Origin of the sequence: Halorussus amylolyticus, from assembly GCF_004143485.2 — an archaeon.
Lineage (GTDB): Archaea > Halobacteriota > Halobacteria > Halobacteriales > Haladaptataceae > Halorussus > Halorussus amylolyticus.
In genome coordinates, this window is the sequence record NZ_RXOB02000022.1 from 94,697 (window position 1) to 117,166 (window position 22,470).

The 22,470-nt window shown below is 64.3% G+C and carries 21 protein-coding genes; 11 read left to right on the forward strand and 10 right to left on the reverse strand.

Annotation, left to right across the window (positions count from 1 at the left end):
• Nucleotides 1-91: 91 nt before the first annotated feature.
• Nucleotides 92-1,873 carry an acyl-CoA carboxylase subunit beta gene (locus EKH81_RS16655; protein WP_132060496.1) on the forward strand — a complete coding sequence of 594 codons (1,782 nt, stop codon included), beginning with the start codon at nucleotides 92-94 and terminating at the stop codon, nucleotides 1,871-1,873.
• A gap of 122 nt (nucleotides 1,874-1,995) precedes the next feature.
• Here EKH81_RS16655 and EKH81_RS16660 read toward each other — a convergent pair whose 3' ends face one another.
• The gene (locus EKH81_RS16660; protein ID WP_132060497.1) at nucleotides 1,996-3,324 is read right to left on the reverse strand and encodes a phospholipase C/P1 nuclease family protein; all 1,329 of its coding nucleotides are present in this window, start codon (nucleotides 3,322-3,324) and stop codon (nucleotides 1,996-1,998) included.
• Between the two features lie 104 nt (nucleotides 3,325-3,428).
• On the opposite strand from EKH81_RS16660, the gene EKH81_RS16665 reads away from it, so the two are divergent.
• The 3 genes from EKH81_RS16665 to EKH81_RS16675 all read left to right on the forward strand — a co-directional run bounded on the left by EKH81_RS16665 (nucleotide 3,429) and on the right by EKH81_RS16675 (nucleotide 6,142).
• A complete protein-coding gene (locus EKH81_RS16665) occupies nucleotides 3,429-4,439 on the forward strand; it encodes a hypothetical protein (protein WP_132060499.1) in 1,011 nt (336 codons plus the stop codon).
• Between the two features lie 183 nt (nucleotides 4,440-4,622).
• On the forward strand, nucleotides 4,623-4,994 hold the full coding sequence (locus EKH81_RS16670) for a DUF5658 family protein (RefSeq protein WP_238392224.1): 372 nt from the start codon (nucleotides 4,623-4,625) through the stop codon (nucleotides 4,992-4,994).
• A gap of 92 nt (nucleotides 4,995-5,086) precedes the next feature.
• Nucleotides 5,087-6,142 carry a S1 family peptidase gene (locus EKH81_RS16675; protein ID WP_132060501.1) on the forward strand — a complete coding sequence of 352 codons (1,056 nt, stop codon included), beginning with the start codon at nucleotides 5,087-5,089 and terminating at the stop codon, nucleotides 6,140-6,142.
• 18 nt (nucleotides 6,143-6,160) lie between these two features.
• On the opposite strand, the gene EKH81_RS16680 is transcribed toward EKH81_RS16675, so the two are convergent.
• Nucleotides 6,161-6,691 (reverse strand): MaoC family dehydratase, encoded by a 531-nt coding sequence (locus EKH81_RS16680; protein WP_368407726.1) that lies wholly within the window; start codon nucleotides 6,689-6,691, stop codon nucleotides 6,161-6,163.
• Nucleotides 6,692-6,835: 144 nt separating this feature from the next.
• Between EKH81_RS16680 and EKH81_RS16685 the strand changes: the two genes are divergently transcribed.
• Nucleotides 6,836-8,017, forward strand: a complete 1,182-nt coding sequence (locus EKH81_RS16685) for an outer membrane protein assembly factor BamB family protein (protein WP_132060505.1) — start codon at nucleotides 6,836-6,838, stop codon at nucleotides 8,015-8,017.
• Between the two features lie 26 nt (nucleotides 8,018-8,043).
• Nucleotides 8,044-8,901 carry an HpcH/HpaI aldolase/citrate lyase family protein gene (locus tag EKH81_RS16690; protein ID WP_132060507.1) on the forward strand — a complete coding sequence of 286 codons (858 nt, stop codon included), beginning with the start codon at nucleotides 8,044-8,046 and terminating at the stop codon, nucleotides 8,899-8,901.
• A 124-nt stretch (nucleotides 8,902-9,025) separates the two neighbouring features.
• On the opposite strand, the gene EKH81_RS16695 is transcribed toward EKH81_RS16690, so the two are convergent.
• Both EKH81_RS16695 and gdhB read right to left on the reverse strand, forming a co-directional pair.
• On the reverse strand, nucleotides 9,026-10,201 hold the full coding sequence (locus EKH81_RS16695) for a PAS domain-containing response regulator (protein ID WP_132060509.1): 1,176 nt from the start codon (nucleotides 10,199-10,201) through the stop codon (nucleotides 9,026-9,028).
• 214 nt (nucleotides 10,202-10,415) lie between these two features.
• The gene (gene gdhB / locus EKH81_RS16700; RefSeq protein WP_132060511.1) at nucleotides 10,416-11,714 is read right to left on the reverse strand and encodes a glutamate dehydrogenase GdhB; all 1,299 of its coding nucleotides are present in this window, start codon (nucleotides 11,712-11,714) and stop codon (nucleotides 10,416-10,418) included.
• Between the two features lie 323 nt (nucleotides 11,715-12,037).
• On the opposite strand from gdhB, the gene EKH81_RS16705 reads away from it, so the two are divergent.
• Together EKH81_RS16705 and EKH81_RS16710 are read left to right on the forward strand one after the other, a co-directional pair.
• Nucleotides 12,038-13,294, forward strand: a complete 1,257-nt coding sequence (locus EKH81_RS16705) for a Glu/Leu/Phe/Val family dehydrogenase (protein ID WP_132060513.1) — start codon at nucleotides 12,038-12,040, stop codon at nucleotides 13,292-13,294.
• 194 nt (nucleotides 13,295-13,488) lie between these two features.
• The gene (locus EKH81_RS16710) at nucleotides 13,489-14,076 is read left to right on the forward strand and encodes an archaellin/type IV pilin N-terminal domain-containing protein (protein ID WP_132060515.1); all 588 of its coding nucleotides are present in this window, start codon (nucleotides 13,489-13,491) and stop codon (nucleotides 14,074-14,076) included.
• Nucleotides 14,077-14,360: 284 nt separating this feature from the next.
• Here the strand turns inward: EKH81_RS16710 and EKH81_RS16715 are convergent, their stop codons facing one another.
• On the reverse strand, nucleotides 14,361-15,500 hold the full coding sequence (locus EKH81_RS16715; protein WP_132060517.1) for an acyl-CoA dehydrogenase family protein: 1,140 nt from the start codon (nucleotides 15,498-15,500) through the stop codon (nucleotides 14,361-14,363).
• Nucleotides 15,501-15,922: 422 nt separating this feature from the next.
• Between EKH81_RS16715 and EKH81_RS16720 the strand changes: the two genes are divergently transcribed.
• Both EKH81_RS16720 and EKH81_RS16725 read left to right on the forward strand, forming a co-directional pair.
• Nucleotides 15,923-16,732, forward strand: a complete 810-nt coding sequence (locus EKH81_RS16720) for an RIO1 family regulatory kinase/ATPase domain-containing protein (protein WP_132060519.1) — start codon at nucleotides 15,923-15,925, stop codon at nucleotides 16,730-16,732.
• Between the two features lie 131 nt (nucleotides 16,733-16,863).
• The gene (locus tag EKH81_RS16725) at nucleotides 16,864-18,402 is read left to right on the forward strand and encodes an aldehyde dehydrogenase family protein (protein WP_132060521.1); all 1,539 of its coding nucleotides are present in this window, start codon (nucleotides 16,864-16,866) and stop codon (nucleotides 18,400-18,402) included.
• Between the two features lie 262 nt (nucleotides 18,403-18,664).
• Here the strand turns inward: EKH81_RS16725 and EKH81_RS16730 are convergent, their stop codons facing one another.
• The 5 genes from EKH81_RS16730 to EKH81_RS16750 all read right to left on the reverse strand — a co-directional run bounded on the left by EKH81_RS16730 (nucleotide 18,665) and on the right by EKH81_RS16750 (nucleotide 21,194).
• On the reverse strand, nucleotides 18,665-19,249 hold the full coding sequence (locus tag EKH81_RS16730; RefSeq protein ID WP_132060523.1) for a DUF7344 domain-containing protein: 585 nt from the start codon (nucleotides 19,247-19,249) through the stop codon (nucleotides 18,665-18,667).
• A 65-nt stretch (nucleotides 19,250-19,314) separates the two neighbouring features.
• Nucleotides 19,315-20,169, reverse strand: coding sequence for a nitrilase-related carbon-nitrogen hydrolase (locus EKH81_RS16735; RefSeq protein WP_132060525.1), 855 nt, complete (start codon nucleotides 20,167-20,169; stop codon nucleotides 19,315-19,317).
• The gene (locus EKH81_RS16740) at nucleotides 20,166-20,588 is read right to left on the reverse strand and encodes an SRPBCC family protein (protein WP_132060527.1); all 423 of its coding nucleotides are present in this window, start codon (nucleotides 20,586-20,588) and stop codon (nucleotides 20,166-20,168) included. Before EKH81_RS16740 ends, EKH81_RS16735 begins: the two co-directional genes overlap by 4 nt.
• 91 nt (nucleotides 20,589-20,679) lie before the next feature.
• Nucleotides 20,680-20,904, reverse strand: coding sequence for a DUF7123 family protein (locus tag EKH81_RS16745; protein WP_132060528.1), 225 nt, complete (start codon nucleotides 20,902-20,904; stop codon nucleotides 20,680-20,682).
• 101 nt (nucleotides 20,905-21,005) lie between these two features.
• Nucleotides 21,006-21,194 (reverse strand): DUF7525 family protein, encoded by a 189-nt coding sequence (locus EKH81_RS16750; RefSeq protein WP_132060530.1) that lies wholly within the window; start codon nucleotides 21,192-21,194, stop codon nucleotides 21,006-21,008.
• 92 nt (nucleotides 21,195-21,286) lie between these two features.
• On the opposite strand from EKH81_RS16750, the gene EKH81_RS16755 reads away from it, so the two are divergent.
• Entirely contained in the window at nucleotides 21,287-22,435 is a 1,149-nt protein-coding gene (locus EKH81_RS16755) for an LEA/WHy family protein (RefSeq protein ID WP_132060532.1), read from the forward strand.
• Nucleotides 22,436-22,470 lie beyond the last annotated feature (35 nt).

Here is a 22,470-nt window from a genome sequence, read left to right on the forward strand (position 1 = left end):
GAAGACGAACGAAGTCGTCTTAAGTCGCCCGGCGTTTCTTGCCGCGGCCGAAAGGGAAAACTGTTTGAAATTCGGCCTCGGATTTCGACGCATGAAAGTACGCATCAGCGAGGGGGCGACCGACGAGGAGGCCGCTGCCATCGCGGAGGCGCTCGCCCAGCACGTCCGCGACGAGGTGGCGGTGTACGTGGGCGACGCCGACGACCCCGCCGTTGTCTGCGACCGCCCCGTCTCTGAATCCGGTTCGCCGCCGGAGTCCGGCGGCGAACCGGCCGCGAGCGACGACGACCTCGGGCCGACCGAGCGCGAGGAGGCCCTCTGGAAGGAAATCGAGGACATCGAACTCGGCGGTCCCGAGAAGTACAAAGACCGCCTCGAAGACCAAGGAAAGCTGTTCGTCCGCGACAGACTCGACCTCTGGTTCGGGGAGGACGGAATGCTCTTCGAGGACGGGAAGTTCGCCAACTTCGACGGCTGGCACCCCGACAGTCCGGAGGTAGATGCCGAGGACAGCGACGACCGACTCCCCGGCGACGGCCTCCTGACGGGCGCGGCCGAATTCGAGGGCCGCGAGGTCCACTTCATGGCGAACGACTTCACGGTCAAGGCCGGGTCGATGGCCGAGAAAGGAGTGGAAAAATTCCTCCGGATGCAACAGCGCGCGCTCAAGTCGGGCAAGCCCGTCCTCTACCTGATGGATTCGTCGGGCGGCCGCATCGACCAGCAGACCGGCTTCTTCGCCAATCGCGAGGGCATCGGGAAGTACTACTACAACCACTCGATGCTGTCGGGCCGGGTGCCCCAAATCTGTGTACTCTACGGTCCGTGCATCGCGGGCGCGGCCTACACCCCCGTCTTCGCCGACTTCACCATCATGGTCCGGGGCATGTCCGCGATGGCAATCGCAAGCCCGCGGATGGTCCAGATGGTGACGGGCGAGGACATCGAGATGCAGGACCTCGGCGGCCCGGACGTTCACGCCAAGCACTCCGGAAGCGCCGACCTCGTGGCCGACGACGAGGAGCACGCCCGCGAACTGGTCGCGAATCTCGTCTCCTACCTTCCCGACAGCGCCGACGAGAAGCCCCCGAAGACCGAGGGGAAGGCTCCCGCGAAATCTCCGGACGGCATCGACTCTATCGTCCCCCAAGAGCCGAACAAGGGCTACGACATGACCGACCTCATCGACCGCGTGGTGGACGAGGGGTCGTACTTCGAACTCAAACCCGAGTACGGCCAGGAAATCATCACCGCGTTCGCGCGTATCGACGGCCGCCCGGTCGGAATCGTCGCAAATCAGCCAGCGCATCGCGCGGGGGCCATCTTCCCCGACGCCGCCGAGAAGGCCGCGGAGTTCATCTGGACCTGTGACGCCTACGACGTTCCCCTGCTGTATCTGTGCGACACGCCGGGGTTCATGGCCGGTTCGGGCGTCGAGAAGGACGCCATCTTGGAGAAGGGCAAGAAGTTCATCTACGCCACCTCGTCGGCCACGGTGCCCAAGCAGACCGTCGTCGTCCGGAAGGCCTACGGCGCGGGCATCTACGCGATGGGCGGCCCGGCCTACGACCCCGAGAGCATCATCGGTCTTCCCTCCGGTGAAATCGCCATCATGGGACCGGAAGCCGCAATCAACGCGGTGTACGCCCGGAAGCTCTCGGCAATCGAGGACGACGACGAGCGCGCCGAGATGGAGCGACAACTCCGCGAGGAGTACCGCGAGGACATCGACATCCACCGGATGGCGAGCGAGGTCGTCGTGGACGAAATCGTGCCGCCGAGCACGCTCCGAACCGAACTCGAAAATCGGTTCGCGTTCTACGAGGGCGTCGAGAAGGACCTGCCCGACAAGAAGCACGGGACGATTCTCTGAACCGGGAGGCCCCGCGCGGCGACCGGTCTCGGTCGCCGCGCGGTCGTCGCCCTGAGAAGTCGCTATCTCCGTCTACACCGCGTTCGAGTCCGAAAAATAGGTGACAGAACTGACCTGCGAACTCAGGAGTCGAACTTCTCTATCATGCCGCGACCGAGGTAGCCGAGTTCCGAGTAGCAGTTCGCGAGGTCCTTGTACACGTTGTACTTCGTGGAGTAGTCCCACGTGCCGTAGTCGCGTTCGCTCTCGTTTTCGAGGATTTCGTAGTAGATGTCGCTGGCGTACTGAGTCGAGGTCTCGGCCATGTTCTCGGCGGCGGTCTTCGGGTAGACGTAGCCCGCGGTGTCGCTGTCGCGCATAATCTGCTCCATCGACTTCGTCTCGCTGGAGAAGTTGGGGTCTTCGTCCCAGAAGTCACGCAGTAGGTCTTCGAAGCCGTAGTGGAGCCATCTCTTGGGGTTCTTTTCGGGGCCGGACCACGTCATCTCGAAGCCAGCCTGCTCGATGCCCATCCCGGTGTGGAGCGGTTGGGCCATGTCCTGAAGGTAGTGGAGCGCCCAGCCGAACGTCTTGCCGTCGTCGTCCGAACTGGCGGCGTAGTAGAAGGTGTTGGTCGCGTCCGGGGCCTTTCCGAGTCCGGCCGGAATATCGACGGAGCCGAACGGACCGAACGAAATCGACGCGATGCTCGGGTCGTAGTACTGGGCGTAGTTCGTGTGGAACACGTCGAGCGCGCTGGCGACGATATCGCACGCCTTGTCCTTGTAGCCGTCGAGCGCGCCAGCGTCGATTTGGTCGCAGATGCCCTCGACTTCGCCGCGGGCCTCCTCGCCGAATTCGTCCGGGTCGTCCGAGGCCTGCACGATGGGGTACTCGTAGAGGCTCGCGTCCGCGCTGTCGAGGAGCACTTCGGTGATGTCTTTGTGATGGTTCTTGTCCCACTGGGGAGTCACGTCGGCGTCGCTCTCTGCGTGGTCGTCCGACGCCTCGCCGGAGAACACCCGAATCGCGTTCCGGTGACGGCGCTGGGCCTCGGCGTCGTCTTTCGCCGGGTAAATCGGCTCGGTCTTCGCCTCCGGGGCCAGTTCGATGACCGTGTCGTCGCCGTCCGAGACGTGCTCTACGGGGTAGTCCTTCCGGAGGTCGAGGACGTACTGGAGCGCCCGGCCGTAGTCCTTCCCGGAGAGGTTCGAGGATTTGAAGTGGCGCTTGACGGCCTTCTTCGACACCGCGAGCAGTTCGGGATGGGAGGTGACGCTCCGGAGCGACGGTCCGAATCGGGTCGTCGTCTTGTCCGGATACGGTCGCTCGAAGTCGTCGTACGGAATCTCCTCCTCGGACTCCGCGGCGGCGACACCGGTCCCGCCGACGGCGAGGCCGACACCGACAGCGGACATCCGCTTGAGTGCGCTTCTACGGCTGATACTTTCGAGACGGAATCTCTCTGACATCGGGGAAATATATTATACGTAGCAGTATAAATCTTATCTATTAAGTATACTAAATTTATATAGAAACACAAGAGGCTTATCCTTCCGCGCGATTCGATAATTCGATGACTTCGACTCGTTCGCGCCGAACGTTCCTCGTCGGGGTCGCCACCGGAGTCGGAACGGCGCTCGCTGGCTGTTCCGGTGACACCGGTCTCACGTCCCGATTCCGGACGTTCCCCGTGGGCGAGAGTCTCGACGCGGTGGCCGACGCCTACCTGCTCGACGACCTCGCCGAGACGACGGCCCAGTACGCCGTCGATTACCCGACCGCGCACAAGCGGTCGGTAATCGAGACCCTGTTCGAGTCGGGGTCGGTCACGACCGACGGACTCCAGTTCACCGGTCGGGCCGAGTTCGGCACGACGACGAGGGTGTTTCCGCGATTCGCGAGACGAGACGGGACGATTTATCAAATCGTGCCGACCGACCGCTCGGAGACGACCGCGACCCGGTGGGTGTTCTACCTGGACCTGACCGACGAGGAACCCGACTCGTCGGCGACCGTCGTCTCCGAACCGCCGTCGTCGCTGTCGGAGACCGACCGGACGATAGTCGAGCAGGCGATGGAGCGCACCGCGGCGTCGCGGTCGTCGCCGCTCGACGCCGACGATTCGGAGTTCCCCTACCGCGGTGTCCAGTTCCACGAGGGGTTGGACCCCTCCGAGAGCGACCTGATTCCGAATCCGCCGTTCGACTACGTCGAGCGCAACGACAACCGCTTCGCCGCGCTCGCCGAGCGCGGGACGGTGACGGTGACCGAGTACTCCTTCGAAGCGCGCGCAGTCGGCACGTCGGCCGAGGAACTGGTGTCGTACCTCGACGAGGAGGTCGTCGATGCGCGCTTCGACCGCGAGCAACTGTCGGCCGAGGCGACCGACGTGCTCGACACCGCGACCGCGACCGAATCAGGTCGCCTCTACACCGAGGAGGGTCGGCTGTCGGACGGTCTGCGAACCGTCGCCGACCGACTCGGCATGGGCGAGCACATGCCGAGTCGGTCGGCGGCGTCGTTCGACCAGTCGCTGTGTCGGTACGGCGGGGAGTGGTACGAGGCGAGACTGACCATCCGCTAATCGGGGTTTACCGCGGCGCATTCCGCTGTCTTTCTCGGTCGCGTCTCCGACTCGGGCGACCGCCGCGACGCCGCGCCGACGCGGTCGGTAATCCCGCATGTCATCCGCGAAGGAGCCGTATAACAATGGGTGGTCTCGTCGTTGGTCGGTTGCGAGGCGCTCGCGCGCCCGCTTCTGATACCTATGACCTCGGACGGACGCTACTGGCCGACGCTGACTCGCACCCGAAATCACGCGACCGCCACGCTCTCGGGCGTGGGTCGCGTCGAGCGGGCGCTGTGGGTGCTCGTCGCGGTCGGACTCGTGGGCGACCTGCTCACGACGTACTACGGACTTCGACTCGGTCTCACCGAGTCGAATCCGGTGGCTCGGGCCGCGATGGGCCAGTTCGGGTTCGCGGCGATGGTTGCGCTCAAGCTGTTCGCGGTCGGCGTCGGCGTGGCGTGTCGTCAACTGCTCTCGGAGCGCCACGGTCCGCTCGTGCCCGCGGGACTGGCGGTGCCGTGGCTGGCCGCGACCGGAATCAATCTCTCGCTGTACGCGGCCGTGGTGTAGCCGCGAATCGCACCGGGAACCGACTCCGGTTTCGGTTCGTCGTCGCACTGCTCCGACGAAAGGAATTTAACGGGTTCGTGTGACGCGCACGTATGCCCCCGGTTTCACGACGACGCTATCTCGAAACCGCCTCGGTTCTCGGCGCGACGGCGCTCGCGGGATGCGGCGGACAGGTGTTGGAACGCGGCGACTCCGAGGAGGAAGCCGAACTCCGCGAGCGCGTCGAGACGCTCGAAACCCAGAACGACAACCTCCGAGCCAAACTCGACCGTCAAAACGAGACGGTCGAAACCTCGACGACCGAACGCGAGCGACTCGAAACGAGGCTGGCCGAGGAGCGAAACGAGACCCGGCAACTTCGACAGCAACTCGAAAATCGGACCGGGGAGGTCGAGGCGCTCCGGGCGCGAATCGAGTCCCAGGAGGAGCGAATCACCCAACTCCAGGAGACCATCTCGGTCCTCCAAGCCGACAGCGACGAGAGCCGATTCGACGAGGCGACTCGGGACGCCGCGCTCGAACTCGGCGAGCAGGTCCGCGAATCGGTCGTCTTTCTCGAAATGCGTCACGAAGGCAGGCGGAGTCAGGGAACCGGCTTTTTCATCGGTCACGACCGAATCGTGACGAACAGCCACGTCGTTGGGCAGGCGACCGACATCACCTGCTGGACGCTCGGTGGCGACACGCTCGGAGTCGAGGTGGTCGGTCGCGTCGAGAGCGCCGACCCCGACGTGGCGCTGCTCGCCGTGACCGACGGCGAGGGCGACCCCCTGGAGACCGGTGACTCCCGGACGCTCTCGGCCGACCAGCCGCTCGTGCAGGTCGGCCATCCGGGGTCATTCGGCAACTGGGTCATCTCGCTCGGGACGTTCGTGCGCCGGGAGACCTACCGGAGCGCCGACGGCGGCACCCACACCGAACTCAAGACGCTGGTGCCGACCATCCCCGGAAACAGCGGGTCGCCGCTGTTGACTCTCGACGGCGACGTGGTCGGCCTCACCTACGCGGGCGTTCCCCAGACGTACCGACCGCCCGACGAGGCACCCCAGCCCGCGCCCTCGGCGGTGTACGAAGCCGTCGCGCCACAGACGTACACCCTCCACGAGACGATAGAGCGGGTCCAGCGACAGCTCGGCGAGTGGGAGTAAACTGCCTCGAACCGATACTTACTCTTCGTCGCGCTTGAGCGCCAGCACGGTCCTGTCGAACTCGCAGACGAGGGTTTCGTCGGTCTCGGTCTCGGTCTCGTTCGCGTCTTCTGTTCCCTTGCCGTCCCCGCCGACTTTGAACGCCTCGACGTGCATCGTCACGACGCCGCGCTCGCCGTCGGAGGTCTCGCGCTTGTCGGTCACGGTCGATTGGGCGCGGACGGTGTCGCCGTGGAACACCGGGTTCGGATGCTCGACGCCGTCGTAGCTGAGGTTGGCGACGATGGTGCCGTCGGTGGTGTCGGGAATCGAGAGGCCGACCGCGAGGCTCATCGTGTAGAGACCGTTGACCAGTCGGTCGCCGAACTGGGTGTCGGCCGCGAAGTCGGCGTCGAGGTGGAGCGGCTGTTGGTTCATCGTCATGTCACAGAAGCGCTGATTGTCGCTCTCGCTGATGGTGCGGCGCTTCTCGTGGGCTATCGTCTCGCCCACCTCGAACTCCTCGTAGTAGAGACCCGTCATATCTCGTCGGTCGGCACGACACCGCAAAAATCCCGCGGATTCGGGGCCGAGACGGGGTTCGGGGACCGAGACGACGGGGAGTACGCGCTGCCTACCCTCCCGGTAATCGGCCCATAACAAAGGGTACGACCGGAATAACTTGGTTCGCAGTCAGTCACAGTCGAGGTATCCATGTCCGAGAACACACGCCGGTTCGAGTGGGCGCAACCACGAGGGGAATGTGAGCGCGTCGGCTCCGCCGCCGGGAACGAGGTCGCTCCGCGAACGACGCCGAGCGACCCGTCTGTCCCCGGCGGCCGGTCGGACGCACGCGAGCGGCGCGGACCGCGCCGCTCGCGTGAGCGTCCGTCGAACGCCGACGCCGACATCCGGCGCGAAGCTTCGGACGACATCCGGGAGCGATTCCGGTTTCGAGCGGGCGGTTCGCTCGATACGCCGCCCGTCGTACGCGACGGACGCGTGTACCTCGGCTGTGCGGACGGCTGCACGTACGCACTCGACTCCGACGGCTCCGAGCGCTGGACCGCCCGAATCGGCGGGCGGCTCACGGCCCCCGCGCTCGGTGACGGTCTCGTCTACGTCGGGCGCGACGACGGAGTCGTCGTCGCGCTCGACGCCGTCACCGGCGAACGTCGGTGGCGGGCCGCGCCGGTCGGCGGGCTTCAGGCCGCGCCGGTCGTCGCCGACGCGACCGTGTACGCGGCGGGCGACAGCGGCCGGGTCGCGGCCCTCGACGCCCGAGACGGCGGTCGCGTCGGGACGTTCCGAAACGCCGCCCGCGCCGTCTGTTCCCTCGCTGTCCGCGACGAACGGCTCCTCCTCGCGAGCCTCGACGGCGGCGCGTTCGCCCATGACCGAACCGACGGCCGGGAGCGGTGGCGGTTCGCGCCTGGCGTCGCAGTTCGGGGCGCGCCAGCGGTCGCCGACGACACCGCCTACCTCGGAACCGTGGACGGCGGCCGAGTCCATGCCGTCTCGTCCGTCACCGGACGCGAACAGTGGCGCGTCGAGACCGGCGGGGGCGTGTGGGCCTCGCCGACGGTCGCAGACGGAGCCGTCTTCGTCGGGAGCGCCGACGGCTTCGTCTACGCGCTCGACGCCGCCGACGGGTCGGTCCGGTGGCGCGTCGAAACCGGTGCGCGGATTTGGGCGTCGGCGACCGTCGCCGGGGACCTCGTCCTCGTCGGGAACGACGCCGGGGCGGTGTACGCGATAGACCGGGCGGAGGGGACCGTTCGGTGGTGTTTCCGGGCGCAGGGGGCGGTCGTCGCTCCGGTCGCGGTCGCGGATTCGACGGTGTACGTCGCCGACCGGGGCGGACGGATTTACGGACTGCCGAAGGACCCGGATTGAAACCCTCGGGGGTCGTCGGTCCGGGTATGGCTCGCAGAAGTCTCATGTTCACGCCGGGCGACCGCCCGGAGATGCTTCGCAAGGCCCCGAGCGCGGGTGCCGACGTGATTATCTTCGACCTTGAGGACGCGGTCGCGCCCGGCCGAAAGGCCGAAGCGCGCGAAGTGGTCAACGACGTTCTCGCCGACCCCGATTTCGACCCCGACTGCGAGGTCTGCGTGCGACTCAACCCCGCCGGAATCGCGGCCGACGACGACCTCCGGGGAGTCCTCGGCGACGGCGCGGCCGACTCGCTCGACGCCGTCATGGCACCCATGACCGAGTCGCCCGACGACGTGGAGACGCTCGCGCGAATCCTGGCCGAACGCGGGTGTCGAGTCCCTATCTTCGCGCTGGTCGAGACCGCGACCGGGATTCTCCGGGCCGAGGAAATCGCCCGCGTCTCGGAGGTCGATGCGCTCGTCTTCGGCGCGGAGGACCTCGCGGCCGACATCGGCGCGACCCGGACGGACGAAGGGACGGAAGTCCTCCACGCGCGCGAGCACGTCGTCCTCGCGGCGAGCGCCGCGGGCGTGGACGCGCTCGACACCGTCTTCACTGACATCGAGGACATCGACGGACTCGCCGACGACGCCGCGTTCGCGGTCCAGTTGGGCTACGACGGCAAGATGGCGATTCACCCCGCGCAGGTGTCGGTCATCAACGACGCGTTCACCCCTGCCCCCGAACGGGTCGAGTGGGCCGAGCGCGTGTTCGAGGCGAAGGAGGACGCCGACGCCGAGGGTCGCGGCGTCTTCCGGGTGGACGGCGAGATGATAGACGCGCCGCTCATCGCGCAGGCCGAACGGGTGCTTGAGTACGCGGACGCCGCGGGCGAGCGGTAGCAACTTCGGCGCTGTTGAGATATGCAGCAGTCGATGGGAACAGTCGGGGAACCAGAGAGCGCATAGTTAGCGCCCGAGGTCGCCGGCCGAAATGCGTGGGCAGTGATTAGTACGGACTAGAATGTCATCGGGAAGTCTCCGACTGCCGGTGTTCGCTGGCCTTCGACGTTGGCCGACTTCGCTCATGACTGATGACGACGAAATGGTCCGAGTTTTCTTGGTCGAAGCACCTGATGTGGACTTCTACGGGGAACGTCGAGCCGTCACGGCATTGATAGGTGCTTTCCAGTTTCTGAGACTCACCGGGACTCATCTCCTTCCAGATCGACGTCGCTTCGTCGGCATCGATTTCCTTATCGAGGTCCCAAACGGCCATGTCGGTTAATTCTGCTTCGCTATAGCCAGTCCGTTCACAGAGACGGGGGTTCGGGTCGATAATCCGGCCGTCCGAATCGTGGAAATTAATCATATCTGGGGATTGATCGAAGAGGGCCCGGAGTCGAGCCGAGGTTTGCTGTAGCCGGTCCTCACGTTCTTTTCGTTCGGTGATGTCCTGGACGACGCCCAAGGCCTTTGTCGGCGAGCCGGTGTCGTCAACCGTGACCTCGGCCCGTTCACGGATCCATCGCGTCTCGCCGTCTTCAGTCACGATACGGTGTTCGATGTCGTACTCTTCCCCGTCGAGGGCGGCACTCCACGCCGCATCGACGGCCGCCCTGTCCGCCGGATGGACGTAGTCGAGAAACTGATCGTGGTCTATGCACGTCTCACTGTCGTCGATGCGGAAGATGTCGTAGACCGTATCCGACCAGTATATCTTGTCGGCAAAAATATCATTCTCCCAACTCCCGAGGTCTGCTATCAATTGCGCCTGCTGGAGGTGTGACTTTCGCTCTTCGAGCTCACGTTGTGCGTGGGCTCGTTCGACGTTGTTCACAATGCGATTTGCCAGGATTTCGTACTGTTCTGTGCGAGCCTGTTTCTGGAGGTAGTCCGAGACGCCAGCGGAGATGGCCTTACTGGCCACTTCTTCAGACCCTTTTCCAGTAAAGAGAATAAACGGGAGGTCGGGATACGACTCTCGAACGGATTTGAGAAATTCGATGCCGTTCTTTTCCGGCATGTCGTGGTCGGAGACGATGCAGTCGACCTCGGTATCGTCGAGCCGTTTTATTCCTTCCACTGGATTCGCTTCGGTGTCCACGTCGAGACGGTCGTTCTCCCGTTCAAGAAACTCCGCAGTGAGCTCTGCAATATTTTCGTCATCTTCGACATGTAACACGCGAATGGTGGCGTCCATACTCAGAGCTTAATTATGACTTTGTATAATAATTATCATAATTTTCGCACACGTTCATCTCAAATAGGGAACTGTTCGGCAGGCCGAAAGAGCAAGTGATTCAGCAGACAACTGCTGAAAGAAACGGAGTCGTTGCACCGAACTCACACCCTGTATTCAGCACAGTGCTGAAACCTATCCCCGAAAAACGGTTTCAACAAAGCCGAAACGCCGTCTAGGGCCAGAGACCCCGGACGCTCTTGGCCTCGGCGATGCGACCGAGCGCGACGACGTAGGCGGCGTCGCGCCAGCTGATTCCTCGGGACTCGACTTCTTGGCGAACGTCGTCCCACGCCGAGAGCATGTGGTCTTCGAGCTCCTCGTTGACGCGTTCGAGCGACCACTGGCGGCGGTTGATGTCCTGTAGCCACTCGAAGTACGAGACGGTCACGCCGCCCGCGTTCGCGAGGATGTCGGGAACGACGTGGATACCCTTCTCTTCGAGGATTGCGTCGGCCGCGAACGTCGTCGGGCCGTTCGCGCCCTCGATGACGAGGTCGGCCTGCACGTCGCCCGCGTTGTCGGCGGTGATGACGTTGCCGATGGCCGCCGGGACGAGCACGTCCACGTCGAGTTCGAGAATCTTCTCGTTCGAGAGCTTCTCTGGCGCGTCGTAGGTCATGACGGCTTCGGGTTCCTCACCGTGGGAGGGAACGTCGTGCGTGTCGAGACCGTCAGGGTCGTAAATCGCGCCGTTGACGTCGCTGACGGCGACGACGTTCGCGCCCCAGTCGTCGAGCGCGCGGGCGGCGTTCGCGCCCACGCTCCCGAACCCTTGGACCGCGACCGTCGTCTCTTCGAGGTCGTAGTCGTAGTAGTCGATGGCCTCGCGGGCGATGATGGCGACGCTCCGGCCGGGCGCGGCCTCGCGGCCGTAGCTCCCCCCGATGACCGGCGGCTTGCCCGTGACCACGCCGGGAATCGTCTCGCCCTCCTGCATGGAGTAGGCGTCCATGAACCACGCCATCGTCTGGGCGTCGGTGCCCATGTCGGGCGCGGGAATGTCGCTTTTCGGTCCGATGAACGGTCGAAGCTCCTCGGCGAACCGTCGGGTGAGTCGCTCCTTCTCGTCGTGGCTGAGTTCCTTGGGATTCACGACGATGCCGCCCTTCCCGCCGCCGAAGGGCAGGTCCATCACCGCGCACTTCCACGTCATCCACATCGAGAGGCCGACGCACTCCTCCTCGCTGACGTGGGGGTGGAATCGAAGGCCGCCCTTGTACGGCCCGCGAACGTCGTCGTGCTGGGCGCGGTAGCCCGTGAACACCTCGACGTTCCCGTCGTCACGCTTGAGCGGCACCGCGACTCGGTGGACCTTCGTCGGGTGTTTGAGTCGCTCGATGACCCCCTCGTCAACGTCGAGGTGGGCCGCAGCGTGCTGGAGTTGGCGGCGCGCGGTTTCGAGCGCCGACTCCGGTTCCTCGATTTCGTCGCTACTCTCCGACTCGGTGGGTTCGGCTGTTTCTGTAGACATGCTGTCGTCCTATCAGTTCCCGCCGGAGCGGTCCCGGTCGTTCGCTCGTCTCCCCCACGGTTCGAATCGTGCGGAGCTGACACCGGGATATCGCGCCTCGACGAGACATCGTCGGAAGTGGACCCGCACGAGTACAAAATATTACTGCTATTGTTCCGACTTAGGACCTTATACACATTTATATGTCTCTGCACTGATGAGGTGGTGATTAATCAAAAGCGCCGTTCTTCGCGGGTAGCAGGTCCGAGATGTGCGTTTCGGTTCCGGAAACTGTATCAATCGTTGTGGAGAAATTTGCTGACGACGGTAGACTCTACCAGACCATGTCCGAGCAAGCAAATCCCTTCGAAAGCCTACAAGAACAGATAGACGACGCGTCGGCCTACATGGACGTGTCCGACGACGTGCTGGAGCGACTCAAACACCCCGAGCGAGTCCTCGAAACGAATCTCTCGGTCGAGATGGACGACGGTTCGGTCGAGGTGTTCAAGGCGTTCCGGTCGCAGTTCAACGGCGACCGCGGCCCGTACAAGGGCGGCATCCGGTATCACCCAGGCGTCTCGCGCGACGAAGTCAAGGCGCTGTCGGGATGGATGGTCTACAAGACCGCCATCGTGGACATTCCCTACGGCGGCGGGAAGGGCGGCATCGTCATCGACCCCGACGACTACAGTGAGTCCGAACTCGAACGCATCACTCGGTCGTTCGCCAAGGAACTCCGCCCGTTCGTCGGCGAGGACCGCGACATCCCCGCGCCCGACGTGAACACCGGCCAGCGCGAGATGAACTGGATTAAGGACACGTACGAGACCCTCGAAAACACGACCGAACCCGGCGTCATTACCGGGAAGGCGCTCGACAGCGGCGGGAGCGAGGGCCGCGTCGAGGCGACGGGTCGGTCCACGATGCTGACCGCGCGCGAGGCGTTCGACTACCTCGACCGCGAGATGGAAGGCGCGAGCGTGGCCGTACAGGGGTACGGCAACGCCGGATGGATTGCGGCGAAGCTCATCCACGAACTCGGCGCGAACGTCGTCGCTGTCAGTGACTCCAGCGGAGCTATCTACAACGACGACGGCTTCGACCCGCGCGACGTGAAAGACCACAAGAACGAGACCGGGAGCGTCTCGGGCTACCCCGGTGCGGACGAGGAGTTCTCGAACGACGACCTGCTCACGCTCGACGTGGACCTGCTCGTGCCCGCGGCGCTCGAAAACGCCATCGACGGCGACCTCGCCGGGGACGTGAAAGCCGACGTGGTAGTCGAGGCCGCGAACGGGCCGCTCACGCCCGAGGCCGACGACGTGCTCGCCGACTCGGACACCTACGTCTTCCCCGACATCCTCACGAACGCGGGCGGCGTGACGGTGTCGTACTTCGAGTGGGTCCAGAACCGCCAGCGGTTCTACTGGACCGAAGAGCGCGTCAACGAGGAACTCGAACGCATCATCACCGACGCGTTCGACGAACTGGTCGAAACGTACGAGGAGACCGGCGCGCCGAACATGCGAACCGCCGCGTACGTCGTCGCCATCCAGCGCGTCGTCGATGCCTACGAGGAGAGCGGCAACTGGCCCTGACGAGAGATATTCCGGTTCGTCGCCGTTTTCTTCCGAGGTAACACCTATGACCTCTCTCGAAACGCCCTAGCTAGAGAGCGCGGTTAGAGGGTCTGTATCCCTCGAAAATCTCTCTTCCGTCTTGCTTCTCATCTCTGATAATGGTATCGGGGTTTTATGTTCTCGGTCCGAGAACAGTCGGTCAGAAGAGAACTATGTTCGACACCGAGAACTGGCCGACTGACCGCGGTCAGGTGGGGATCGGCACGCTCATCGTGTTCATCGCGATGGTGCTGGTCGCCGCAATCGCCGCGGGCGTACTCATCAACACTGCCGGATTCCTCCAGACTAAGTCCGAGCAGACCGGCGAGGAGTCCAGCGCGCAGGTGACCGACCGGGTCAACGTCGTGAGTACGTACGGCGACGTCGGCAACGACGAAACCGTGGAGACGGTCAATCTGACGGTGATGAAAAGCTCCGGCGCGGGCGACATCAATCTCTCGACCGCGACCGTCGAGTGGTTAGGTCCCGACCAAGGAACCATCCTCACGAACGGATCGGACGCCGACGAAGAACACTTCACGGTTGACGCCATCAAGGACGTCGACGACACGCTCCCCGTCCTCGTGAAGCAAGAAGATAGATTCCGCATCAGTATCGACTCGGCGGCGCTCTCCGACAACGGATTGGGACTCGACGAGGGCGACGATTTCACCATCAAGGTCGTCACCTCGTCCGGTGCGGTCACCTACGAACACAGCGTCCCGCAGACGCTGAGCGGCGAACAGGCCGTCGAACTCTAATCGACGGCTTCTCGCGGGCGGACTCGCGGCGGAGCCGCGAGTCCGCTGCGGTACGGCCGACGAATCCCTACTCTCGGTTTTCCGAGGTCGGTCTCGCCGACGCTGCGAGCGGAGCGTCGGCCGAACGCGAGGCCAGTTCTCGAACGTCTCTTCTTACACACTCGGTCAGTTCTCGACGCCGCTCCCGTCTTGTTTACGGAGATGCGGCGGCAGAGCCGCCGCATCTCCGTCGTCCAGTGGCTCGTCCGGCGCGGTCCTCGAAGTGAAAAACGCGGCCGAGTCGGCTACAGCCCCAACTCCCGTCCGATGACGAGATGTTGAATCTCGCTGGTGCCCTCGCCGATTTCCATCAGCTTCGCGTCCCGGAGGAACCGCTGGGGCGCGAAGTCGGTGGTGTAGCCGTAGCCGCCGAGAACCTGGACCGCGTCCTCGGCCACCTCGCGGGCGGCCTCGCTTGCGTCGAGTTTCGCGAGCGCGCTCTCGTGGGAGACGCCCTTGCCCTCGTCGTAGCGACACGCCGCCTTGTGGGTCAGCAGGCGCGCGCGCTCGACCTTGCGGTCCATCGAGACGACCTTGTTCCGGATGGCATCGAACTTCGAGATGGGTTGGCCGAACTGCTCGCGCTCCTTGCTGTACTCCTTGGCGGCCTCGAACGCACCTTGGGCGAGACCGGTCGAGAGCGCCGCGATGGAGATGCGGCCGCCGTCGAGCGTCTTTTTCGTCTGGTCCCAGCCCTCGCCCTCCGCGCCGAGCAGGCGGTCCTCGGGCAGGCGCACGTCGCTCAACTGGATTTCGCAGGTCGGCGAGGCGTTGAGTCCCATCTTGTCCCAGAGGGTCGTGACCTCGAAGCCGTCGTCGTCGGGGTCCACGATGAACGTCGAGATGCCGTCGTAGCCCGCGCCGGGGTCCGTGACCGCCTTCACGAGGACCGACCCCGCCTCGCTCGCGTTGGTGATGAACTGCTTCGTGCCGTTCAGCACCCACTCGTCGCCCTCCTTTTCCGCGGTGGTGTCCATGTCGCTGGCGTCCGACCCCGACCCGGGTTCGGTCAGCGCCCACGACCCGAGGTACTCGCCCTCTGCAAGTGGACGGAGCCACCGTTCCTTCTGGTCGTCGGTGCCGAACAGTTCGATGGGCTTGCTCGCGAGCGAGACGTGCGCGGCGTACGAGAGGCCGATGGACCCCGAGACGCGCCCCAACTCCTCGGTCACGAGCGCGTACATGAGTTGGTCGCCGCCGAGTCCGCCGTACTCCTCGCTGACGGGCACGCCCATCATGTCGAGGTCCGCGAGTTGGTCGAAGATTTCGGCCGGGAAGCGGTGTTCGTCCTCGATGTCCTGCGCGATGGGTTCGATTTCCTCGTCGCAGAACTCTCGGACGGTGTCCCGAACCATTCGATGCTCGTCGGGAAGGCTGAAGTCCATAGGCAAAATTTGCGCGAGAGCCACCTTAAAAACAGCGAACGGTCGCCGAGGTGAGGGGTCGGTTCGGAACGATGCATATTTCTTCAATCCACGGATTTCTCGCGTTCGTTTTTTTCAAAATCGGCGCGCGCTGGCGCGACCCAGCTGTTTTGGGTCGCGCCCAAAGCGCGCGAGGGATGAGGACCGCAAGCACGAGCGAAGCGAGTGGTGAGGACCGCAGTCGGTTGGGGAGGCGTGTGGCCGTCGCGGGTGCGGTGCGATGCAATACATCGTATTGCATCGCAATGCGGTCTCAGAGGTGACGTGCGAGCAGGACGCTTCGCGGAGGAAAATACGACTGTCGGCGAAAGTGCGGCGGTGACAATTCACCCGGTGTTTCTCGGCGGATGCCTTTTTAAACCGAGACCGCTAACCGATAGCCGATGAGTATTCGGCGGTTAGTCCGTGGCACCATCGAGTGGGAGCGACTCGAAGCGGTCTTCAGACAGGTCGCCCGCCGGTACGACCGCTCGGAAGTGCGCGTGGCGTTTCTCGACGCCGACAACTGGCTCTCGACGCCCGCGGTCGTGGACGAGAAGTGGTTCGTGAAAATCGTGACCGGCCAGAACTCGCTAGTCCACGCCCTCTTTACGGGGGCGCGCAACCTCGGCGTGTTCTCGTCGGGCACCGAGGGGTTTTTCGAACACTTCTCGGACCCGATGGAGATGGCCAAACACGAACTCGAAGCCACCCGTCGGATGCGCGACATCGGCGTGAACGCCCCCGCGCCGATAGAGGTGTTTGAGGTGGACGGCATGGGCGTCCTCGTGATGGAGTACCTGCCGGAGTTCGAGACGTTCGACGACCTGCCCGCCGAGGCGGTCGAACGCCACGCGCCCGAGGTGTTCGAGGCGCTATCGGTGATGCACGACCACGGACTCGCCCACGGCGACTTGCGGGGCGAGAACGTCCTCGTCTACCGGGACGAGGTGTACTTTATCGACGCGACCAACGTCCGCGAGGACGGTCTCGCGGAGGCGCGGTCGTACGACCTCGCGTGCGCGCTCGCGGCGCTCGAACCGCTCATCGGCGCGCGGGCGTCGGTCGCGGCCGCCACCGAGCGGTACTCGTCCGCCGAACTCCTCGCGGCGCGTGAGTTCCTCGATTTCGTGAACATGCGCCCGGACCACGACTTCGACGCGGTGGAAGTTCGGGCGGAAATCGAAAAGCTGGCAGGGAGCGAAGGCGAGTAGCTCGACGCGTTTCGGGCGACCGATTTCTGTCAGGATGTATCGTCGCTCTTTGTTTCGAACCATTGGCTGTCCGAACGTGGACTACAATTGGGTGGCTTTTTTAGCGATGCCGACTCAGGTTCCCTCATAGCATGAGCCAGCAAGCTAGCGAGCAGACCTATCAGCACTACATCGGCGGCGAGTGGACCGAGGGCGCGGGCGACGAGACGTTCGAGAGCGTCAATCCCGCGAACCAGGAGTCGCTCGGCGAGTTCCACCGCGGCGTCCCCGAAGACGTGGACGCGGCGCTTTCGGCGGCCGAGGAAGCAGAAGACGAGTGGGCCGACCTCTCGTACATCGACCGCGCGGAGTACCTCTGGGACATCTACCACGAACTCAAAGACCGGACCGAGGAACTCGGCGAGGTCATCGCCAAGGAGTGCGGCAAGGAGATTTCGGAAGGGAAGGCCGACGTTGTCGAGGCCGCCCACATGGTCGAGTGGGCCGCGGGCAACGCCCGCCACCCTCACGGCGACGTGGTTCCCTCCGAGATTCCGAGCAAGGACGCCTACATGCGCCGCAAGCCGCGGGGCATCATCGGCTGTATCACCCCGTGGAACTTCCCGGTCGCCATCCCGTTCTGGCACATGGCGCTCGCGCTGGTCGAGGGCAACACCGTCGTCTGGAAGCCCGCCGAGCAGACGCCGTGGTGCGGCCAGATAATCGCGGAGATGTTCGAGGACGTCGGCGTCCCCGAGGGCGTGTTCAACATGGTCCAAGGCTTCGGTGACGCCGGAAACGCCATCGTCGAGGACGAGCGCGTGGACACGGTCCTGTTCACCGGTTCGTCGGAAGTCGGCCACAAAATCGCGGGTAAGGTCGGCGGCGAACCCGGCAAACTCGCGGCGTGCGAGATGGGCGGCAAGAACGGCATCGTCGTGACCGAGAACGCCGACCTCGACGTGGCGGTCCACTCGGCCATCATGTCCTCGTTCAAGACCACCGGCCAGCGGTGTGTCTCCTCCGAGCGCCTCATCGTCCACGAGGACGTGTACGACGAGTTCAAGGAGCGCTACGTCGACCTCGCAGAGGACGTGTCGGTCGGCGACCCGCTCGACGAGAACACCTTCATGGGTCCGATGGTCAACGAAGAGCAGGTCGAGAAGTTCGGCAAGTACAACGACCTCGCCCGCCAGGAAGGCGCGAACGTCCTCGTGGACCGTGAGGAACTCGACGCCGACGAACTCCCCGAGGGCCACGAGGACGGCTACTGGGTCGGCCCGTTCGTCTACGAGGTCGATTACGACCCGGACCTCCGGTGCATCAAGGAGGAGGTCTTCGGTCCCCACGTCGCGCTGATGAGCTACTCCGGCGACATCGAGGAGGCCGTCGACATCCACAACGACACTCCGTACGGACTCGCTGGCGCGGTCATCTCCGAGGACTACCGCCAAATCAACTACTTCCGCGACAACGCCGAAATCGGACTGGCCTACGCCAACCTCCCGTGCATCGGCGCGGAAGTTCAGCTCCCGTTCGGCGGCGTCAAGAAGTCGGGTAACGGCTACCCGAGTGCGCGCGAGGCCATCGAGGCCGTCACCGAGCGCACCGCGTGGACGCTCAACAACAGCAAGGACATCCAGATGGCGCAGGGGCTGTCGGCGGACATCAAGACCGAGAGTGACGACTGAGCTGTGAGGCCCTCGTGGCCGAACACACGTAGTCTCGCTTTCGCAGAAAGCGACGACTGAGACGTAGAACGCACCTACACCGCTTTCCGACTTTCTACCTTTCGCGGAGTTTCTGATTCTCACCGAGCGACCCTCGCGCGCGGAGGCCGCGCCGGAGGCGCGGCCTCCGCGCGTCGAACGCTCGCAAAAACTCCCAATCGGGCGACGAGACGACCGGTACTTCCGGGCAGTAACTGCAAAAGAACCGTACTCCGCGAATCGACTACTGGCCGATTTTCCGGAGCAGTTTCTCGCCCTCGACCGCCATCACGAACGAGACGCTGAGCATCATGAACGCCACCGTGAGCAGTCCGTAGAGGCTCTCGGTGGTGATGCTGTCGGCGGGCGTGGTGCCGAGCCAGTGGCCCGCGATGACCGCGCTCCCGACCACCGCGGTCCAGAGGAAGTAGCGACTCCACTTCCGGGGACAGCTTCGCTGTTCGGTGTCGCCCACGTCGAGAAAGCTTCTGAGTCGGTCGGGGTCCCCGGTGAGTTCGACCACGCGGTCGTCGGTGTGGTACTCGACCAGTCCGTGTTCGCTGAGTCGCGGGAGGTGGGTCTGATAGAGCGAGGAGTACACCTGCTTGCGCTCGCGCGAGGACACCTCGTGGACCGTCGTGTCGTTCTCCCACGCCGCGATGCGGCCGCTCAGATTCGTGAGCGTGACGGCCGAGTCGTTCAGCAGGTGACGCAGGACCCGTCGCCGCCGGGCGTTCCCGAGCAGGTCGAACATCGCCTCTCGGGAGGGGTGGCTCGCGCCGTCTTCTCGCGGGTCGGCGGTGTCGATACCGGTTTTCGCCCGAGACATTTCTCTGGTATCGTACAATTCTCGCGAGTCGTAATTAAAATTCGGATTTCGGGAACGAGCTTCGTTCAGCGTCGTCTGTCGTGCCACGCCGGGAACTCTTCGCGCACGCGCTCGACTCGCCCGAGGTCCGCGTCGGTCGTCACGATGTCGGGGTCGTCGCCCGTGCTGGCGAGCGCGGTTCCCCACGGGTCGTACACCGTCGAGCGTCCGAGCAGGGTCGCGTCGTCCGCCGACCCCGACCCGTTGATTGCGGCGACGAACAACTGATTCTCGACCGCGCGCGCACGCGGCAGGAGTTTCCAGTGTTCGACGCGGGGGTAGGGCCACGCGCTCGGAACCAGAATCAGGTCCGCGCCCGCCGCCGCGATGTCGCGGTAGAGTTCGGGGAATCGGAGGTCGTAGCACGTCGTCATGCCGACGGTCGCGTTGACCGAACGCTCCGGCGTTCGGTCGCTCGCCGAGGCTCCCTCGGCGGTGACTTCGAACGCCGCGATGCCGAGGCGCTCGCCCGGAACGAGCATCTGGGCTTCGGCCGACTCGTAGCCGAACAGGTGGTGTTTGCGGTAGAACGCGAGTCGCGACCCGTCGCGGTCGAACAGGACCGAGGTGTTCGCCAGTCCCTCGTCGGCGGGCGTCGGAACCGACTCGGTCTCGGCGAGGTCCTCCACGATGCTCCCCGCGAGGACGCCGATGTCGTGTTCGCTGGCGGCGTCGGAAATCGCCGAGAGAGTCGGTCCGTCGATGGGTTCGGCGGCGCGCTGGTAGGAGCCGAACGCGAAGTAGCCCACGTTGAAGATTTCGGGAAGCGCGACGAGGTCCGCGCCTCGGTCGGCGGCCTCGGCGACGGCATCGACGGCGCGCTCGCGGTTGGTCTCGACCGCGCCGCTCTCGATTTCGAGTTGGGCGAGCGCGAGTTTCACGAGAGGCCCTCCGCTTCGAGCGCGTCTTCGAGGTTGTCGAGTTCCCTGTCGAGATTCTTCTTGAAGTAGCGCTCGATGCCGGGGACTCGGCCCTCGACCACGAACTTGTTCACGAGCTTACTCCCCGTTTCGGTCTCTCGAATTTCGTGTTCGCCCGTCACCCGAAGCGCCGACGACCGACCCACGAACTTGACGTATCGCGGCGGGTCGCGCGTCACGTCCTCGGTTTCGACCGGAACGGTCGTGTCGAGAAACGGAATCGGGACCGAGATGTGCCAGATAGAGGTCGTCTCACCGGTTCGCTCGTAGTCGGCGACGACGCTAATCGCGTTAGCTCGCTTCTCCGGGTCGGAGATGAACTCCCAAACTGTCTCCGGTGGGACCGAAAGCTCGAACGTCCGCTCCACCCGAACTGTCATACCTCAATTTCGACCCGCGATGCCAAAAAGCCGCCGGACCAGTCTCGGAGACGCTGTTCCGATGTCACGTTTCCTCCCGCAATGTCACTTCCTATCCCGGCGTCACTTTCCACGTCGTGGAGCGCGCGCGACCCCACTTCTCGATGTCGACTTCCTCGGCCTTCTCGGCGAGGCGCGGAAGCCTGACGCCGACCTGCTTCGAGGAGAGGCCGAGCTGCTCGGCGATGTTCTTCGCGCGGAAGTAGCGCTCGCCGCCCGAGACGCTCTCGCGGAGGTACGCGAGGATGCGTCGTTCCTCGTCGGTGTAGTCGGTCATCCTGATACGGTAGTAAGGCGTTCGTACCCTTAACGATTTCCCGCGGGAAATCGTTCAGTTCTCTTACTCGTTCGCGGTCGGAGATTCGGTCGGCGGTGTCCCTACCGCCAGTAGAGGTGGACCGCCGAGACCGCGAGCACGCCAGCCACCATCGCGACCGCGAACCCCCACGCGGCGAGTTCGGTTCCCGGCGCGGCGAACATCGCCACCGCGGCGACTGTCGCCAGCAGCGTGAACATCGTGGCGAGTCCGATACCCTTGTCCGTCGAAACCGTCCCGTGTTCGGTCATGTCTCGGAGTTTCGGCGGCCGGAACTTAGTTCATTCTACTCGGTGGCAGGTGCCGATACACTTTAGCCGGTGGCGTGTTGGCACCGAGTACGATGGGAATCCTCAAGTCGGTCTTACTCGGGAGTAAGCTCAAAATACTGCTGACAGCCGTCCTCGCGCTCGGAATCACCGTCGCCGGGGCGTTCTCGCTCGGCGTCCTCGGCGCGCCGAGCGTCGGCGGTGTTCAGAACTCCTTCGGCAACGTGACCGACGAGACAACCGAGATAAAGAGCGACCTCGTGGTCAACAATCCGAACCCCGTCGGCGCGAACCTCGGGAGCGTGTCGGTGACGTACAACGTGACGATGAACGAGGTCGCGATGGCGAACGGAACGAAGAGGGGCATCTCAATCGGCGCGGGCAACAGCACGGTCGGATTCAGCACCGAGATGCGAAACGACCGCATCCCGGTGTGGTGGGCCAGTCACGTCCGAAACGGCGAACAGACGACGCTCCGCGTCGATGCCTCGGTTCGGGAGGGGACGCTCGACCGGACCTTCGACGCACCGCCCATCGAGCGCCAAATCTCGACCGACATCATCTCGCAGTTCAATTCGAGCGAGACCCGCCCGGTCAACGCGAACCAGCCTCTCGTCTCGGACCCGGTCGCCTACGTCAACGAGACCAGCGCGAACTGGGGCGACGTGACCGACGACGAGACGCCAATCGAGATGCGGTTCGAGGTGTACAACGCCAAGACGATGCCGATGGCGATTACCGAAATCGGATACAACATCACGATGAACGACGTGAACGTGGGGAGCGGGACGACTGACCGCGAACACGTCATCGAAGGCAAGACGAGCGAGACCGTCGAGGCCGAGACCGCAATCGAAAACGACCGCCTCGACGAGTGGTGGGTCACCCACCTCGAAAACAATCAGGTGACCGACCTCCGCATCGACTTCTACGCGAAGATAGAAATCGGCGGCGAGACGTTCCGCGTGGACCTCGAAGAGATGTCCTACGAGAAGACCATCGAGACCGACGTCTTCGGCACGAAGGGCGAGACCGACGCCGAGAGTTCGGTCGATGGAAGCGACGAGACCACCGAAACCGACGACGCCGCCCCGACCGAGACCACGACCGACGACTCGGAGACGACCGACGAAGCCGACGACTCCGACGAAGGAAGCGACTCCGGCGAAGACACCGCGACCGAGGGCGAGAATACGACGACTGAGGACGACGGACTGCTGTGATTCGTCGGCGACGACCCGACTCGAAGTAAGGTTTG